The organism is Stagnihabitans lacustris, assembly GCF_025950525.1.
GTDB lineage: Bacteria > Pseudomonadota > Alphaproteobacteria > Rhodobacterales > Rhodobacteraceae > Stagnihabitans.
Genome location: NZ_JAPDGS010000005.1, coordinates 1 through 14,013, shown reverse-complemented (window position 1 = coordinate 14,013; position 14,013 = coordinate 1). Strand labels below are relative to the sequence as shown.

The 14,013-nt window shown below is 65.3% G+C and carries 13 protein-coding genes; 6 read left to right on the top strand and 7 right to left on the bottom strand.

Features of this window, described 5'->3' with window-relative positions:
- Position 1 precedes the first annotated feature (1 nt).
- From NX862_RS12935 to nusB, 4 genes are all read right to left on the bottom strand, one after another.
- On the bottom strand, positions 2-1,057 hold the full coding sequence (locus tag NX862_RS12935) for a Hint domain-containing protein (RefSeq protein ID WP_264494338.1): 1,056 nt from the start codon (positions 1,055-1,057) through the stop codon (positions 2-4).
- A gap of 125 nt (positions 1,058-1,182) precedes the next feature.
- A complete protein-coding gene (locus NX862_RS12930) occupies positions 1,183-2,070 on the bottom strand; it encodes a lipid A-modifier LpxR family protein (RefSeq protein WP_264494337.1) in 888 nt (295 codons plus the stop codon).
- Positions 2,071-2,216: 146 nt separating this feature from the next.
- Positions 2,217-3,440, bottom strand: a complete 1,224-nt coding sequence (locus tag NX862_RS12925; RefSeq protein WP_264494336.1) for an Hsp70 family protein — start codon at positions 3,438-3,440, stop codon at positions 2,217-2,219.
- Between the two features lie 362 nt (positions 3,441-3,802).
- Entirely contained in the window at positions 3,803-4,297 is a 495-nt protein-coding gene (nusB, locus tag NX862_RS12920) for a transcription antitermination factor NusB (RefSeq protein ID WP_264494335.1), read from the bottom strand.
- A gap of 189 nt (positions 4,298-4,486) precedes the next feature.
- Between nusB and NX862_RS12915 the strand changes: the two genes are divergently transcribed.
- The 3 genes from NX862_RS12915 to NX862_RS12905 all read left to right on the top strand — a co-directional run bounded on the left by NX862_RS12915 (position 4,487) and on the right by NX862_RS12905 (position 8,976).
- Positions 4,487-5,770, top strand: coding sequence for a capsule polysaccharide biogenesis protein (locus NX862_RS12915; RefSeq protein ID WP_264494334.1), 1,284 nt, complete (start codon positions 4,487-4,489; stop codon positions 5,768-5,770).
- Between the two features lie 89 nt (positions 5,771-5,859).
- A complete protein-coding gene (locus NX862_RS12910; RefSeq protein WP_264494333.1) occupies positions 5,860-6,987 on the top strand; it encodes a polysaccharide biosynthesis/export family protein in 1,128 nt (375 codons plus the stop codon).
- 3 nt (positions 6,988-6,990) lie between these two features.
- Positions 6,991-8,976, top strand: coding sequence for a capsule polysaccharide biogenesis protein (locus NX862_RS12905; RefSeq protein WP_264494332.1), 1,986 nt, complete (start codon positions 6,991-6,993; stop codon positions 8,974-8,976).
- Between the two features lie 299 nt (positions 8,977-9,275).
- On the opposite strand, the gene NX862_RS12900 is transcribed toward NX862_RS12905, so the two are convergent.
- Together NX862_RS12900 and NX862_RS12895 are read right to left on the bottom strand one after the other, a co-directional pair.
- Complete coding sequence (locus NX862_RS12900) at positions 9,276-9,773, bottom strand: MarR family winged helix-turn-helix transcriptional regulator (protein WP_168773937.1); 498 nt, start codon at positions 9,771-9,773, stop codon at positions 9,276-9,278.
- A gap of 94 nt (positions 9,774-9,867) precedes the next feature.
- Entirely contained in the window at positions 9,868-10,131 is a 264-nt protein-coding gene (locus NX862_RS12895; RefSeq protein ID WP_264494560.1) for an FAD assembly factor SdhE, read from the bottom strand.
- A gap of 49 nt (positions 10,132-10,180) precedes the next feature.
- Between NX862_RS12895 and NX862_RS12890 the strand changes: the two genes are divergently transcribed.
- Together NX862_RS12890 and NX862_RS12885 are read left to right on the top strand one after the other, a co-directional pair.
- Positions 10,181-11,383 (top strand): pyridoxal phosphate-dependent aminotransferase, encoded by a 1,203-nt coding sequence (locus NX862_RS12890; protein ID WP_264494331.1) that lies wholly within the window; start codon positions 10,181-10,183, stop codon positions 11,381-11,383.
- A 2-nt stretch (positions 11,384-11,385) separates the two neighbouring features.
- Positions 11,386-11,799 carry a hypothetical protein gene (locus NX862_RS12885; protein WP_264494330.1) on the top strand — a complete coding sequence of 138 codons (414 nt, stop codon included), beginning with the start codon at positions 11,386-11,388 and terminating at the stop codon, positions 11,797-11,799.
- Between the two features lie 57 nt (positions 11,800-11,856).
- Here the strand turns inward: NX862_RS12885 and NX862_RS12880 are convergent, their stop codons facing one another.
- Positions 11,857-13,221, bottom strand: a complete 1,365-nt coding sequence (locus NX862_RS12880; protein WP_264494329.1) for an MATE family efflux transporter — start codon at positions 13,219-13,221, stop codon at positions 11,857-11,859.
- Between the two features lie 91 nt (positions 13,222-13,312).
- Here NX862_RS12880 and NX862_RS12875 point away from each other — a divergent pair, with 91 nt between their 5' ends.
- On the top strand, positions 13,313-13,966 hold the full coding sequence (locus NX862_RS12875) for a glutathione S-transferase family protein (RefSeq protein ID WP_264494328.1): 654 nt from the start codon (positions 13,313-13,315) through the stop codon (positions 13,964-13,966).
- Positions 13,967-14,013: the final 47 nt, after the last annotated feature.

Below are 14,013 nucleotides of genomic sequence, written 5' to 3'. Positions count from 1 at the left end.
GTCAGGCACCGAGGTCGTGACGCAGGATGGCGGCCTCTGATCCCGTCAGATTACGCCGCGCATGGGGGCCATAGGTCGTGGGATCGGCGGCAAGGCTGGGGAAGATCTCCATCAGGCCTTCGCGCTGCACCGGGTCCAGCGCATCCAGCGCGGCATTGGCGGGGTGGAAGCTTTCGGTCAGCAGGCCATTGGCCCAGATCACGTGATGGGCCTCCAGCAGGACATGGACATAGGTCACCTCGCGCAGGGTCCGGTCCACCAGGATCGAATGGTCGTTCACCAGGTCCTCGGCCCGCACCAGGACCTCGGGCGTGTTGAACAGCGCCCGGGCGGCGGCGCCCTGCATCAGGATGCGGTGCTGGGGCGAGACGATCAGGTCGGGTTGCGGTTGATCCGCGCCAAGCGCCTGGGCCTTGATGCGGATCGGGCGCAGATGCGGCATGGCATGCAGCCGCGCGCCTGACATCCGGCGGTGGCCGGTCCACAGGATCGGCTGAGCGCCCGCGTCGCGGGTCTGCACCAGGTCGCCGGCGCGCAGGGATTGGATCAGGCGCGGGCCTTGCGGGGTTTCGATCCGGGTGTCTGGGGTGAAGCAGATCACCCCGCGCCCGGCCTTGGAGGCCCCCACCCTGCCCCGGTCGATGGCCACTTGCGTGACCCAAAGATCCTGCCCGGCCGGGGGCATCTCTGCCAGTGCCATCAGCAGCAGCGCGCCGGTGTCGGGCACCGTCACCAGCGTCAGGACCCAGGTCCGGTGGCCGTCGGTCAGGGCAAAGCCCTGGTCGGCCATGTCTTCGTCTTCGGGTTCGGCGGCTTTCGGCGCCACCGCCGCCCCGATCAGGCGCCGCACCATGCGCGCTGCGCGCCGCCGCATCTCTGCCGCCCCCTCCGCCCCTTCCAGTCGCAGGAAATCAGAGGGGCCATCGACCCGCACGGGCTCTCCGACCCAGCGCCATGTGACGCCGAGGGTCAAAAGGTCGAGCGGCGCTGCCTTGACGCCATCTGTTTCTGTCTGCGACCAGGAAATGACGAACGTGCCCGATGAGCCCGTTTTCATGCCTGTACTGCCCGTCTTATTGTTCTTTGTTCGGAAACGTTAACGAATCGTTAAGGGTTTTCCAATGGCAAAACGGCAACAGTCCAGGCTTTAACCGCCATGATAAGCGGGAGTTTCGCGGCGGATTAAAACCGCAGATTGAAAGACAGCGATCCGACGGCCTGGCCCGAGGCCTGGCCTTCGAACTCTGGCGTCAGCCAGGTCACGCCGTAAAAGGCCGAGGCGCGCTGGCCCTGCCAATGCAGACCGATGCGGGCGCGGGTCCGAGTGGACTCGGGCGCGGGACCGTCGGAAGGCAAGAGGACCGAGGCCCAGACATGGGCGATATCCGCCCCCGCAACCAGGCTATAGCCCGGCACCAAAGCCGAGGGTGCGGCGCGGTAGCGTTGGCCGGTCACACCGTCACGCACCATGACCGCATCGCGGCCAAAGGCGCCAAGGGTCACGTCGAACCCGGCCCGCGCCAGGGTCTCGACCCCGGCCTGTGCGGCAGCAAAGGGGCGGATCGCCATCAGGCCCAGGTCGAAACTGCGCCCCAGCTCGCCCGAAACCGTGGGGATCAACCGGTCGGTGATCTGGCGCGAGGTGTTGGGCTTGTCGATGTCCAGCGCATCATGGACCCATTTCTGCACCTGGCTGACCCCGGTTGCGGGACCGATCGCCACAAGGTCGGCGCCCAATGCGGCCTCAAGCCCTTGCCAGCGCGCCTGGGTATGCAGGCCAAGGCTCAGGACACCGGCATAGCGGCGGTCCCCGAGGCTGGGGGCCGAAAGATTGGCCGGGGCTGCGATTTCGGTGTGCAGGCGCCATTCAGTCAGGGCGCCAAAGGTCTCGGGCAACTCGCCGGCGAACCGCTCGCCCCGGATCAGGCTGACGGTGTAGGCCCCGGTGCGCCAGCGGTCATGGCCATCGCCAATCGCGTCATTGTCGAACATCCGGCCCCAACCGAGGATCACGGGATCGGCCGCAACCGGATGCGCCAACAGCGCCAATGCCAGAACCCAAGCCTTCATGTTCGCCTCCGTTTTGGCGGACCCTTGGCCAGGCTCTGCGTTCCGTCAAGGGGCCGAACCGGCAACAATCCCGGGGCGTTGCGCTTATGCCGCGGGTCGGGGGCCCGCCAGGGTTGGCGCTGCCCGCTCTGGTTGCGGACCTGCCGTCAGGCGGTGGCCAGCGCCAGGCCATCGACGACGGCGGTAAAGGGCTCTGAGGCGCGCAAGGTGGCATTGGGGCACAGCGCCTGGGCCTCTTGACCGACCAGAGCCATGAGGGAGGAGCCGCCGACCAGAACGACTTCGGTGATCGCCTCGGGCGCGATGCCAGCCTTTTCGCAGCACAGGCTTGCGGCCTCCCGCAGCGGGCTGCGGTATTTGCGCAAGGATTTCTCCAGGCTTTCCGGGGTGATCGGCACGGCAAGACCGGCCTCGACCCGAGAGAGATCGACCTTGGCCCCCTCGCGCCCGGCATTGGCGTTGATCTTGGCCCGCTCGACGGCAAAGGCGATGTCATGGCCAAGTTCGGCCTTCAAGACATGGGCCAGGCGGCGCAAGAGCCGGGGCTTGATCGCCAGGCGCAGCATCTGGGCGACCTCGTTGCGGGTCTCGGGCGTGTAAAGAAAGGGGATGCGCGCCCAGGTCGAGAGATCGACGTAAAGGTGGTTGGGCATGGGAACCTCGCCGGCCCCCATCTCGCGGTGCAGGCTGGAGCCGCGGCCAAGCCAGGGCATGGCATGGGCCATCGAGACGGAATGGTCGAAATCGGTCCCGCCAAGGCGAATACCATGCGAGGCGAGGATCTTCATCTTGCCGCCTTCGCTGGCAAAGACAGAATAATCCGAGGTGCCGCCGCCGATGTCGACGATCAGGCCCAGGCCCTCGCGGCCCTGATGGGCGGCCAGGGCTGCGGCTTCGGGTTCGAAAAGGTAATCGACCTGCGCAAAACCGGCCGCCTTGTAACAGGCGGTCAGATCGGCTTCGGCCTTGGCATCACGGGCGGGATCGGGATGGAAATGCACGGGACGGCCCGAGAGGATGGCGCTGAAGCTATGACCCGACTGCGCCTCGGCCCGGGATTTCACCAGCGCGAGGAATTCGGTGACAACATTGGCCAAGGTGCGGCGCTTGCCACCGATCATGCGGGATTCGTGGAAAAGGCCCGAGCCCAGCACCGATTTCAGAGCCCGCATGTAGCGGCCCTCTTCGCCCTGCAACAGGGCCATGGCGGCGGCCAGGCCCACCCGCATCTCGGACTTGTCCGAGGGGAAGAAGACGGCAGTGGGCAATGTGTCCGAACCGTCCTCGATGGGCAGGCGGCGGATCTGGCCATCCTCCAAGATGGCGGCGGCGGAATTGGACGTGCCGAAGTCAAGCGCGAGGGTGGACATGGTGGGGGCCTCCGGGGGAAGGGGACGGACCTGACACGCCTGCGCCCGGCCCGCAACCCAAAGGAGCGGCTTTCGCCGCAAGATTTTTGCCTCGCCTCTGGCCGCGTGCCGCGGCCAACCGGCTTGAACGTGCCTCCGGCGGGGATATTTGGGAAAAGATGAAAGGGGGGCTTGCGGCGCCGTTGAAGACCAAGGCCAAAAGACCGGCCTTGCTCTCGCCCCTTTCATACTGGTGCAAATACTCACGGGGATTTTCAAGGGGAGCGTGCTCCCCTTGAAGCGGGGGGCGGGGGCGGCAGCCCCCGCTTCCTCCGGTCAGGCCTGCTGCGCCCCTGGCGCTGCGAGGCCTGACCGGACCCCATTTACCAGCCTTCAGGGCGCAGTTCGTGGCCCATGTGATCCAGCACCGCATTCACGAACTTGGCCTCTTTGCCATCCGGGAAAAAGGCCTTGGCCAGGTCGACATATTCGTTGACCACCACCTTGGGAGGCGTGTCCAGTTCGACGAACTCGGCCCCCGCGGCGCGGAAGGCCGCGCGCAAGACCGGATCGATCCGGTCGATCGGCCATTTCGCCACCAGCGCCCGATCCGTTGCCTGGTCGACCTTGGCCTGCCAGTTCACCGCCCCGTTCACGATCTTGCGGAACAGGTCGATATCGCCCTCGGCGAATTCCTCGTCGTCGATCACCTCGCCAAAGCGATGCGTCTCGAACTCGCGCGTCACCGCTTGCACGGTCTGATGCGAGCTTTCCATCTGAAACAGCGCCTGCACGGCATGAAGCCGGGCGGTGGATTTCATCTGGCGGCGCAGGGCGGCTTTCGCGGCCTTGGCAGCGGTCTTGTCATCTTCGGTCATCGGGGAACCATCGCAGGGATAAGCCGCCCCTTTGCCGCAGGTTCACGCCTGACGCAAGGCCTGCCATGGTTTCCAGCCGCCCCAAAGCGCGGTCTTTTGCGAAATCCTGCCGCATTGACGCCCGAAAGCTTTGCGACGATGAACCCTTGTTAACCGCCCTCCCCCAGGATGGCGGCAAGGGGAGTGCCCATGACTTCGGCCGAAGGTCACCGTTTTCTGTTTCTGCAGGGGCCGCATGGTCCCTTCTTTCACCGGCTGGGGCGCATGCTCTCGCGGGCGGGGGCAGAGGTCTGGCGCGTGGGCTTCAACCGGGGCGATAGGGCCTTCTGGCCCTCGGACAGCTTTATCCCCTTCAAGGGTCGGCCCGAGGATTGGGCCGCCACCCTGCGCCTGATCCTCGCCCAAAGGCGCATCACCGATATCGTGCTTTATGGCGACACGCGCCCCATCCACGCCGAGGCGGTGCAGGCCGCCCGTGCCATGGGGCTGCGCATCCATGTCTTCGAAGAAGGCTATCTGCGGCCCTATTGGGTGACTTACGAACGCGAGGGGTCGAACGGCAATTCCCGGCTGATGGGGATGAGTGTGGCACAGATGCAAGAGGCCATCGCGGGGCTGGATATGGACCTGCCCGATGCGCCCTCGCATTGGGGCGACATGGCGCAGCACATGTTCTGGGGCGCGCTCTATCATTGGTTCGTGCTGACCGGCTTTTGGGATTACCGCAACTTTCGCCCGCATCGGGCGCTGACGGTGGGGCAAGAGTTTCTCTTGTATCTCAAGCGTTTGGCCTTTCTGCCACTGCACCGGGCGGAACGTTTCGTGGCCACCTGGCGCATCCAGCATGGCGGCTTTCCCTATCATCTGGTGCTGTTGCAGCTGGAACATGACAGCTCTTTCCAGATGCATTCGCCCTTCCGCACCATGTCGGAATTCCTGGAACTGGTGATCGAGGGCTTTGCCAAGGGCGCCCCGCGTCACCACCATTTGGTCTTCAAGGCGCATCCATTGGAGGATGGGCGGGTCCCGGTTGCCGCCGCCATCCGCCGCCTGGCCATGGCGCATGGCGTGGCGGAACGCGTGCATTTCGTGCGCGGCGGCAAACTTGCGCGGCTGTTGAACCCGGCGCGCACCGCCGTCACCGTGAATTCAACCGCCGCCCAACAGGTCCTGTGGCGCGGCCTGCCTTTGAAAGTTTTCGGCGCCGCCGTCTATGCCAAGCCCGAGTTCGTCTCGGTTCAGGCCCTGCCTGAGTTCTTTGCCAAACCGACGCGGCCCGACAGCAAGGCTTACCGCGATTACCGGCACTATTTGCTGGAAACCTCGCAGATCCCCGGCGGGTTTTACTCGACCCGCGGGCGGCGCGCGCTGATGCGGCAAATCGTCGACATGATGCTTTTGGATCAGGACCCTTATGACGCGCTGACATCGGGCAACGCGGCGCCACGGCAACAGTTGCGGCTGGTGAACTGAGGGCCGAAAGGCAAGGTTTGCATTTCCGGTGAAGTTTTGTATGGTTAGCGGCAAAACTTGAGGCAAACTCCGCAAAAGGAGCCCGGGCAGTGGCACTGAATTTGACAAGGCGGGCGACAGCCCTGGGCCTTCTGGCGACCGTTGCGGCCTGTGGGCTGCCGCGGTCCGGTCCGAACAAGAACGAGATTTTCGCGGGATCGGTGCAAAAGGGCGGCGATGCCTTTGTTGTCACCGTGACGTCCTCGGTGACGCGGGCGGCCTCTGTGGCGCCGTCGTTCGGCTTTTCCCAGGCCTTTCTGGGGGCCGGGGTCATGGCGCAGGATGTGATCTCGCCGGGCGACACGGTCTCGGTGACTGTGTTCGAAAACGTCAAGGATGACCCGCTTTTGGGCAACACCGGACAGCGGGTGTCCTCGCTGCAGACGCTGCAGGTCGATGGCCAAGGCTTTGTTTTCGTGCCCTATGCCGGTCGGATCAAGGCCGCGGGCCAGACGGCCGAGGGTCTGCGCGACGCCATCACCCGCAAGCTGGACCCCCAGACGCCCGATCCGCAAATCGTGGTGCAACGCGCTGCGGGTCTGGGCTCGACCGTGACGGTCAACGGCATGGTGGGCGGTCAGGGCAACTATCCGATCGAGGCGCCGACCCGGACGCTGACCGCGATGATCGCGCGGGCCGGCGGGGTTTCGATCCCGCAGGCCGTGGCGGTGGTCCATGTCACGCGCGGCAACAAGACCGAAAAGGTCTGGCTGGCTGACCTATATGAAAATCCCCGGCTGGATATCGCGCTGCGCCCCGGCGACATCGTGACCGTCGAACAGGACAGTCGCGCTTTCGTGGCTCTGGGCGCGACGGGGGCACAAAACCGCGTGGCCTTTCAGACCCAGACGCTGTCCGCGCTGGAGGCGATTGCGACGGTGGGGGGCTTGAACGCCAACAGCGCCGATCCGACCGGCGTCTTTATCCTGCGCAACGAGCCTCAGGAAATCGCCAACGCCGTCCTTGGCCGCGCGGATTTGCAAGGCGATCAACGCTTTGTCTATGTGCTGGACCTGACCCAACCGACCGGCATGTTCGAGGCCCGCGACTTCCTCGTTCGCGACGGCGACACGCTTTACGTCACCGAAGCGCCCTTCACCCAGTGGTCGAAAACCATCGGGGCGATCACCGGGACGGCCAACCAGGCGGCCAATATCTCGACCGCCGCCGGCGGCTGAGCCATGCAGGCGCCGCGCCGGCTTTATGCCTATACGGCGGGGTTTTTCCGTCCGGGCCTGCGGCGGATTCTGGAGCTTGCGGGGCATGAGCTACGGCTTGGCTTGCCTGCGCCCGGTGATGGCGTGGCGGTCTGGGGCCGCGGCGCCTATGCTTGGCGCGGCGAGGCTGTGGCCGCGCGGCGTGGCGTGCCGGTGGTGCGGGTCGAGGACGCCTTCTTGCGCTCGCTGCGCCCCGGTCGCAGCGGCGAGGCGCCGATGGGGCTGCTGATCGACCCGGCTGGCGTGCATTATGATGCCACTGTGCCGTCCCGGCTGGAAGAGATCCTTGCCCGCGACCCCTTGGACAATTCGAACATTCTGCAGCAGGCGCGGGACGGGATAGACCGTCTTCGGCTGTTGGACTTGTCAAAATACAACATGCACCTGCCCGGCGGCCTGCCAGAGCCCGGCTATGTCCTGGTGGTGGACCAGACTCGCGGCGATGCCTCGGTGCCCTCGGAGGCGCGCTTTGCCGAGATGCTGGCGACCGCCCAGGCCGAGCATCCGGGGCGCCGCATCCTGATCAAGACCCACCCCGAAACGCAGGCGGGCTACCGTCCGGGGCACTTTGCCGCGGGCGACCGGATCAGCGCGCCGGTCTCGCCCTGGGGGCTCCTGGAGGGGGCGGTGGCGGTCTATACCGTCTCTAGCCAACTGGGCTTCGAGGCGATTTTGGCGGGTCATCGCCCGGTGGTCTTTGGCCAGCCCTTCTATGCCGGCTGGGGGCTAAGCGACGACCGTTTTCCCGTGGATCGACGCCAGCGCCGCCTGACCAAGGTGCAGCTTTTCGCGGGCGCCATGGTGCTGGCGCCGGTTTGGGCGACGCCCTGCCATGACCGGCTTTGCACTCTGGAAGAGGTCATCGACCAGCTGGAGGCCGAAACGCGGGCGATGCGCGCCGACCATCAAGGCTATGTCGCGGGGGGGATGCGGCTGTGGAAACGGCGTCATCTGCAGGCCTTCTTTGGCCGCGAGAAGGCCTTGGTCTTTGCCAAGACGGCCGAAGATGCGGTGGAACGCGCGGCAAGAACGGGTCGCAAGCCCCTGATATGGGCCGGAAAACCGATGCAGGCCGTGGCGGTGGAGGATGGGTTTCTGCGCTCTCGGGGCTTGGGGGCAGAGCTGATCCCGCCCCTGTCGCTGGTGACCGATGCAAGCGGGATCTATTACGACCCGACGCGGCCGTCTGACCTGGAGGAGCTGATCCGCGCGGCCCTGCCCCCTGGTGGCCCGGCCCGGGCGGAGCGTCTGCGCCATGCGGTCATCGCAGCGCGGCTGTCGAAATACAACCTCACGGGCGGGCGGGCGGACCTGCCGGAGGGGCACCGCATCCTCGTCCCCGGCCAGGTCGAGGACGATGCTTCGATCCGGCTGGGCTGCGGCGATATTCGCACCAACCTTGGGCTTTTGCAGGCGGTGCGGGCGGCCAATCCCGACGCGATCCTGGTTTACAAACCGCATCCCGATGTCGAAGCGGGCCTGCGTCCCGGGACGCTGGACGCCCTGCAATTGAACGCCCAAGGCCGCCCCCTGGCCGATGTGATCGCAACAAGGGCCGATCCCATCGCCCTGATCGAGGCGTGCACCGAGGTCTGGACACTGACGTCGCTATTGGGGTTCGAGGCGCTGATCCGCGGCAAGAAAGTCACCACTTTGGGCGCGCCCTTCTACGCGGGTTGGGGCCTGACGACCGATCTGGGTGCCGTGCCGGAGCGCCGCCGCCGCGCGCCCGACGGCCATCCCCTGCCCCGCATAGGCTTGGCACAGCTGATCCATGCGACGCTGATCGCCTATCCGCGCTACCTGGACCCGAAGACAGGCCGCCCCTGCCCGCCCGAAGTCGCTGCCCTGCGGTTGGCGGAAGGCATCCTGCCCAAGCCAGGCCCTGCCCTGCGCCTTTTGGCCAAACTGCAAGGCGCCCTGGCGAGCCAGGCGTATTTGTGGCGCTAAGCCAAGGCCCGCATGCAGCTGACCAGTCAAAGACAAAAAGACCGCATCCCGAAGGTCGGTCCGATGTAATCCTGGCATGTCGACGAACTCAGGGAATGAGAAACAGCCCCATCACGTGAGCCGGCGTCCTCCCCCCAATTCATCTCGCGAATACCCCAACCGGAAAGCACCCGGAGGCGGGTTTCCAAAGGGGCCGCTGCCTCTTTGGGCGGGGGGGTGCGGGGGGGCGGCAGCCCCCCCGCGTCCTCCGGTTGTTTGCCTTCGGGCGTCAGCCCGCTGGCAAACAACCGGACCCGGCCTTAGTAGATATAGCGGATCTGTTCGGTCCAGAAGCGTTCCATCCGCTTCAGCGATCCGTTGATCGTCTCCATGACCTCGTTGTCGATCACGCCGCGCTTGCCCAGCACTTCGGCATGACGCTGAAACAGCTCCGAGATCAGCCCGCGCACGCGCCGGCCCTTTTCCGTCAACCGCACCCGCACCGAGCGGCGGTCGATCTCTGACCGCTGGTGGTGCATATAGCCCAGTTCCACCAGCTTTTTCAGATTATAGGACACGTTCGAGCCCTGGTAGTAACCGCGGGTCTTCAACTCCCCCGCCGTCACTTCGTTCTCGCCGATGTTGAACAGCAACAGCGCCTGAACGGAGTTGATCTCAAGGATCCCCAGCCGTTCGAACTCATCCTTGATGACGTCCAGAAGCAGGCGATGAAGCCGCTCCAACAACGCCAGACTGTCAAGATACCCCGCCAGAAGGGCTTTCTGCGAACCATCCAGAAGGGGGGCATGCATGGTCATGCAGCATCTCCGTTTCACCTTGTTACAAAGCACAAGATGAGATCGAAACGCAAACATAACGTAAACTTGGCCTAGATTCGCCGCAAAGAACCCGTCAAATCTTCCCTTTCCGGGCCTCGGCAAAGGCCAAAAGCCGGGCCAAGAGGGCCAAATGCACGTCCGGCGCCACTTTGTGCCCCAAAATCCAGGCCATCAGGTCCTGATCCTGTTCGGCAAGAATCGCCTCGAACCCGTCCAGCTCCTGCGCCGACATGCCCTCCAGATGCGCATCGGCATAGGGCCCCAGCACCAGGTCCATCTCCTTGGTGCCGCGCCGCCAGGACCGCATCTTCATCCGCTTCAGCCGCTCTTGCATCATCCGCCCCCCATGGCCTAAACCCCTGACGAATCCCATCAGGAGCAGACCCATGGCCTTCCTCTCCGATACGCTCGCCCGCGTCAAACCCTCGCCCACGATTGCGGTGACGACCAAGGCGGCCGAACTCAAGGCAGCGGGCCGCGACATCATCGGACTTGGCGCCGGAGAGCCCGATTTCGACACGCCGGAAAACATCCGCATCGCCGCCAAAGCCGCGATTGATGCGGGCAAGACCCGCTATACGCCCGTCGATGGCATCCCCGAGCTGAAAAAGGCGATCTGCGCGAAATTCCTCCGTGAAAACGGCCTGACCTATCAGCCGAACCAGATCACGGTCGGCACCGGCGGCAAGCAGATCCTGTATAATGCGCTGATGGCGACCTGCAATCCGGGTGACGAGGTCATCATTCCGGCGCCCTATTGGGTCAGCTATCCTGATATGGTCCTCTTGGCGGGCGGCACGCCGGTTCCGGTCGTGGCGGGGATCGAGACGCAATTCAAGCTGACCGCCGCCCAGCTTGAGGCCGCGATCACGCCGAAAACCAAGTGGTTCATTTTCAACTCGCCGTCCAATCCGACCGGCGCGGGCTATACCGAATCTGAACTCCGGGCGCTCACCGATGTGCTGCTGCGTCATCCCCATGTCTGGATCATGTCGGATGACATGTATGAACACCTGGTGTTTGACGATTTCAAATTCGTGACGCCCGCCCAGGTCGAGCCCCGGCTTTACGACCGCACCCTGACCTGTAACGGCACGTCCAAGGCCTATGCCATGACCGGCTGGCGGATCGGCTATGCCGGCGGCCCCGCGCATCTGATCAAGGCCATGGGCACGATCCAGTCGCAATCGACCTCGAACCCCTGTTCGGTCAGCCAATACGCGGCCTTGGAGGCCTTGAACGGCACGCAAGACTACCTTGCCCCACATCGCGCTCTGTTCCAGCGCCGCCGCGACCTGGTCGTCAAGATGCTGAACGAGGCCAAGGGTGTCACCTGCCCCAAGCCCGAGGGCGCCTTTTATGTCTATCCCGATATCTCGGGCTGCATCGGCAAGACCTCGGCCGGGGGCGCCAAGATCACCGATGACGAGGCCTTCGCCAGCGCATTGCTGGAGGAAACCGGCGTTGCGGTCGTCTTTGGCGCGGCCTTCGGGGTATCGCCGAACTTCCGCGTCAGCTACGCTACGTCCGAGGCGGTGCTGGAAGACGCCTGCCGCCGTATCCAGGACTTCTGCGCGGGGTTGAAATAGCGATGACGGGCGAGCTTCCCCAGTATTACTTCCGCATCCGTGACAATGGCGCCGTGGTTTTCCGCGTCGAAAGCGAACAGCGCCAGCGCCGGTTGGAGCTGGTGGAAATCGCCCTGGTCAACATCAAGAACGGCAATATCAAGCCGCATGGCGAAACCGAACTGACGGAAGGCGACCGGGCCGAGATCGCGGCTTGGCTGGCATCGCGCCGGGCGCTGCAGGCTGAGCGTGACATCGACGACATCTTGCGCACGGTCGATCATCTGAACATGACGGCGCAATGGGTGCAGACGAGGGCCACGGATGAAGAGGTTGACCGCGTGCTGGACCCGCTGTTGATGGCGATGCATGACCTGCGGTCCGTCCTGATCCGGCGCCGGGCCGACAAGCTGGACCAACGCGCGCCGCGAAGCTGACGGGAGCGGCGGGGTGAACCGCGCCCTACGCCAGAGGCCGTAGCCGTAGGGCGGGTTTCAACCCGCCGTTGCCGGGACCGGGCGGGGCGCCTCACGCCAGAACCGCACCATCAGGCTGGCCGAGGCAAAGGCCAGGCCCACGACCAGGCCCGTCCAGATCCCCACCGCGCCAAGCCCGAAGTGAAAGCCCAGCACATAGCTGCAGGGGATGCCCACGACCCAATAACTGACCGCGGCCATGATCATCGGCACCTTTGTGTCATGCAGCGCCCGGCACAGACCAAGCGCCATGACCTGCATCGCATCGCCCAGTTGGAACAGAGCGGCCAAGGCCAGCAGCACGACGCCCAGGTGCAGGATGCCAGCCGCCTCGGGCTGGGTCGTGTCCAGGAACAGGCTAAGGATCGGCAGGGGCACGGCCAGGAAGACCACGATCATCACTGCACCAAAGCCGAAGGACATCAGGATCGAGGTCGTGGCAATATCGCGCAGGCCCCGCGCGTCGCCCGCCCCCTCGGCCCGGCCCGCAAGGACGGTGGCGGCATTGGACAGGCCCAGATGGACCATAAAGGCGAGGGCCGCGACCTGCATGGCGATGCCATGGGCGGCCAGAGCCACCTCGGAGATCCAGCCCATCATCAGGCTTGCCCCCGAAAAGAGCCCGCTTTCGGCCAGCCCCGTCACCCCAATCGGCCAGCCGAGGCGAAAGACCCGCAGCAGCGCCGCCGCGTCCATCCGCCAAAAGCGGCGAAAAATCTGGTGCTGGCGCAGGTTGGGTTGGCGATGGGCATAAAGCGCCAGGGCCGCCGCGCTGAAACACTGCACCGTCAGCGTGGCAATGGCCGCGCCCTGAACGCCCCATTCCGGCAGGCCGAACTTGCCAAAGATCAGCACCCAGCCCACAGCAAGGTTCAGCCCGACCGCGCCGATGGTGATCCACAGCACGACCTGGGTGCGGCCCATGGCAGAGAGATAGCTTTTCAACGTCATGACGATCAGCGCGGGCACCATCCCGGGGCCCGCGATGCGCAGGAACTCTTGCCCCAGCCTTGCGACATCCGGCGTCTGCCCCATGCCGCGCAACCAGCTCTCGGAGACCCAGAACAGCGGATAGATCGCGACGCCATAAGCCAGCGACAGCCACAGCCCCATGCGGACATCGCGGCGCACCTCGACCTCTTCGCCCCGCCCCAGCGCCGAGGCGACCAGCGGCATGACCCCCTGTCCAAAGCCCGCGCCCAGGATGAACAGCACGAAAAACGCCGAGCCCGCCAGCGTCACCGCCGCAAGCTCCGAGACGCCATAGCGCCCCAACAGCATCGTATCAGTCACATGCAGCGCCATTTGGGCGAGATGAGAGCCTATGATCGGCAGGCCAAGCGCCAAAAGCGCCTTCGCATGGGGGATGAATTTCTGGGCCATGCCGTTGTCTATCTGCACAAAATATCAACGTCCAGTCCTCTTCCCCTTGGGCGCGCGGCCCCGTAGCTTGAGGGCAATTCGGAGGTTTCGCATGATCACGCTTTACGGCTGCTACCGCTCGCGCGCCACGCGCCCCCTTTGGCTTTTGGCCGAGACCGGGACGCCCTTCACCCATGTTCCCGTCATCCAGGCCTACCGCCTGGACCGGCCCAAGGCGACGGATGCGCCCTTGAACACCGCCTCGCCCGATTTCCTGGCCGTGGCCCCGATCGGCCAGATCCCGGTGCTGGTGGAGGGCGATCTGACCCTGACCGAAAGCCTGGCCATCACGATGTATCTGGCGCGGGTCCATGGCGGGGCCTTGGGTCCGGCGTCCGACGCCGAAAGCGCGCTGATGGAACAATGGTCGCTCTTTGCCGCCACCGCGGTCGAGGGGCCGGCGCTGGATATCCGCATGGTGATCGACAAGGGCGTCCAAGGCGCCGAGGCCGAGGCCTTCATCGCGATCTCGGCCGAGAAACTGCGGCGGCCGCTGGCGCATCTGGCGCGCGCGCTGACCGGAGCGTGGCTGGTGGGCGGGCGGTTCACCGTGGCCGATCTGAACGTGGCGGAATGTGTGCGCTACGCGGCGGCCCATCCGACGCTGCTGGACGAGTTCCCGGCGGTGAAGGCCTGGCTGGCCCGCTGCCAAGCCCGGCCGGCCTTTGCCGCAATGTGGGCGGCGCGCGAGGCGGAACCGGTGTGATCCCGTCTGCCTCTGCGCGCTGACGCGCTTGTGGCAGACGTGAGGAC

Coding starts and splice junctions, on each gene's coding strand:
- NX862_RS12935 (WP_264494338.1), bottom strand. CDS start 1,057: ATGAAAACGGGCTCATCGGGCACGTTCGTCATTTCCTGGTCGCAGACA.
- NX862_RS12930 (WP_264494337.1), bottom strand. CDS start 2,070: ATGAAGGCTTGGGTTCTGGCATTGGCGCTGTTGGCGCATCCGGTTGCG.
- NX862_RS12925 (WP_264494336.1), bottom strand. CDS start 3,440: ATGTCCACCCTCGCGCTTGACTTCGGCACGTCCAATTCCGCCGCCGCC.
- nusB (WP_264494335.1), bottom strand. CDS start 4,297: ATGACCGAAGATGACAAGACCGCTGCCAAGGCCGCGAAAGCCGCCCTG.
- NX862_RS12915 (WP_264494334.1), top strand. CDS start 4,487: ATGACTTCGGCCGAAGGTCACCGTTTTCTGTTTCTGCAGGGGCCGCAT.
- NX862_RS12905 (WP_264494332.1), top strand. CDS start 6,991: ATGCAGGCGCCGCGCCGGCTTTATGCCTATACGGCGGGGTTTTTCCGT.
- NX862_RS12900 (WP_168773937.1), bottom strand. CDS start 9,773: ATGACCATGCATGCCCCCCTTCTGGATGGTTCGCAGAAAGCCCTTCTG.
- NX862_RS12895 (WP_264494560.1), bottom strand. CDS start 10,131: ATGATGCAAGAGCGGCTGAAGCGGATGAAGATGCGGTCCTGGCGGCGC.
- NX862_RS12890 (WP_264494331.1), top strand. CDS start 10,181: ATGGCCTTCCTCTCCGATACGCTCGCCCGCGTCAAACCCTCGCCCACG.
- NX862_RS12885 (WP_264494330.1), top strand. CDS start 11,386: ATGACGGGCGAGCTTCCCCAGTATTACTTCCGCATCCGTGACAATGGC.
- NX862_RS12880 (WP_264494329.1), bottom strand. CDS start 13,221: ATGGCCCAGAAATTCATCCCCCATGCGAAGGCGCTTTTGGCGCTTGGC.
- NX862_RS12875 (WP_264494328.1), top strand. CDS start 13,313: ATGATCACGCTTTACGGCTGCTACCGCTCGCGCGCCACGCGCCCCCTT.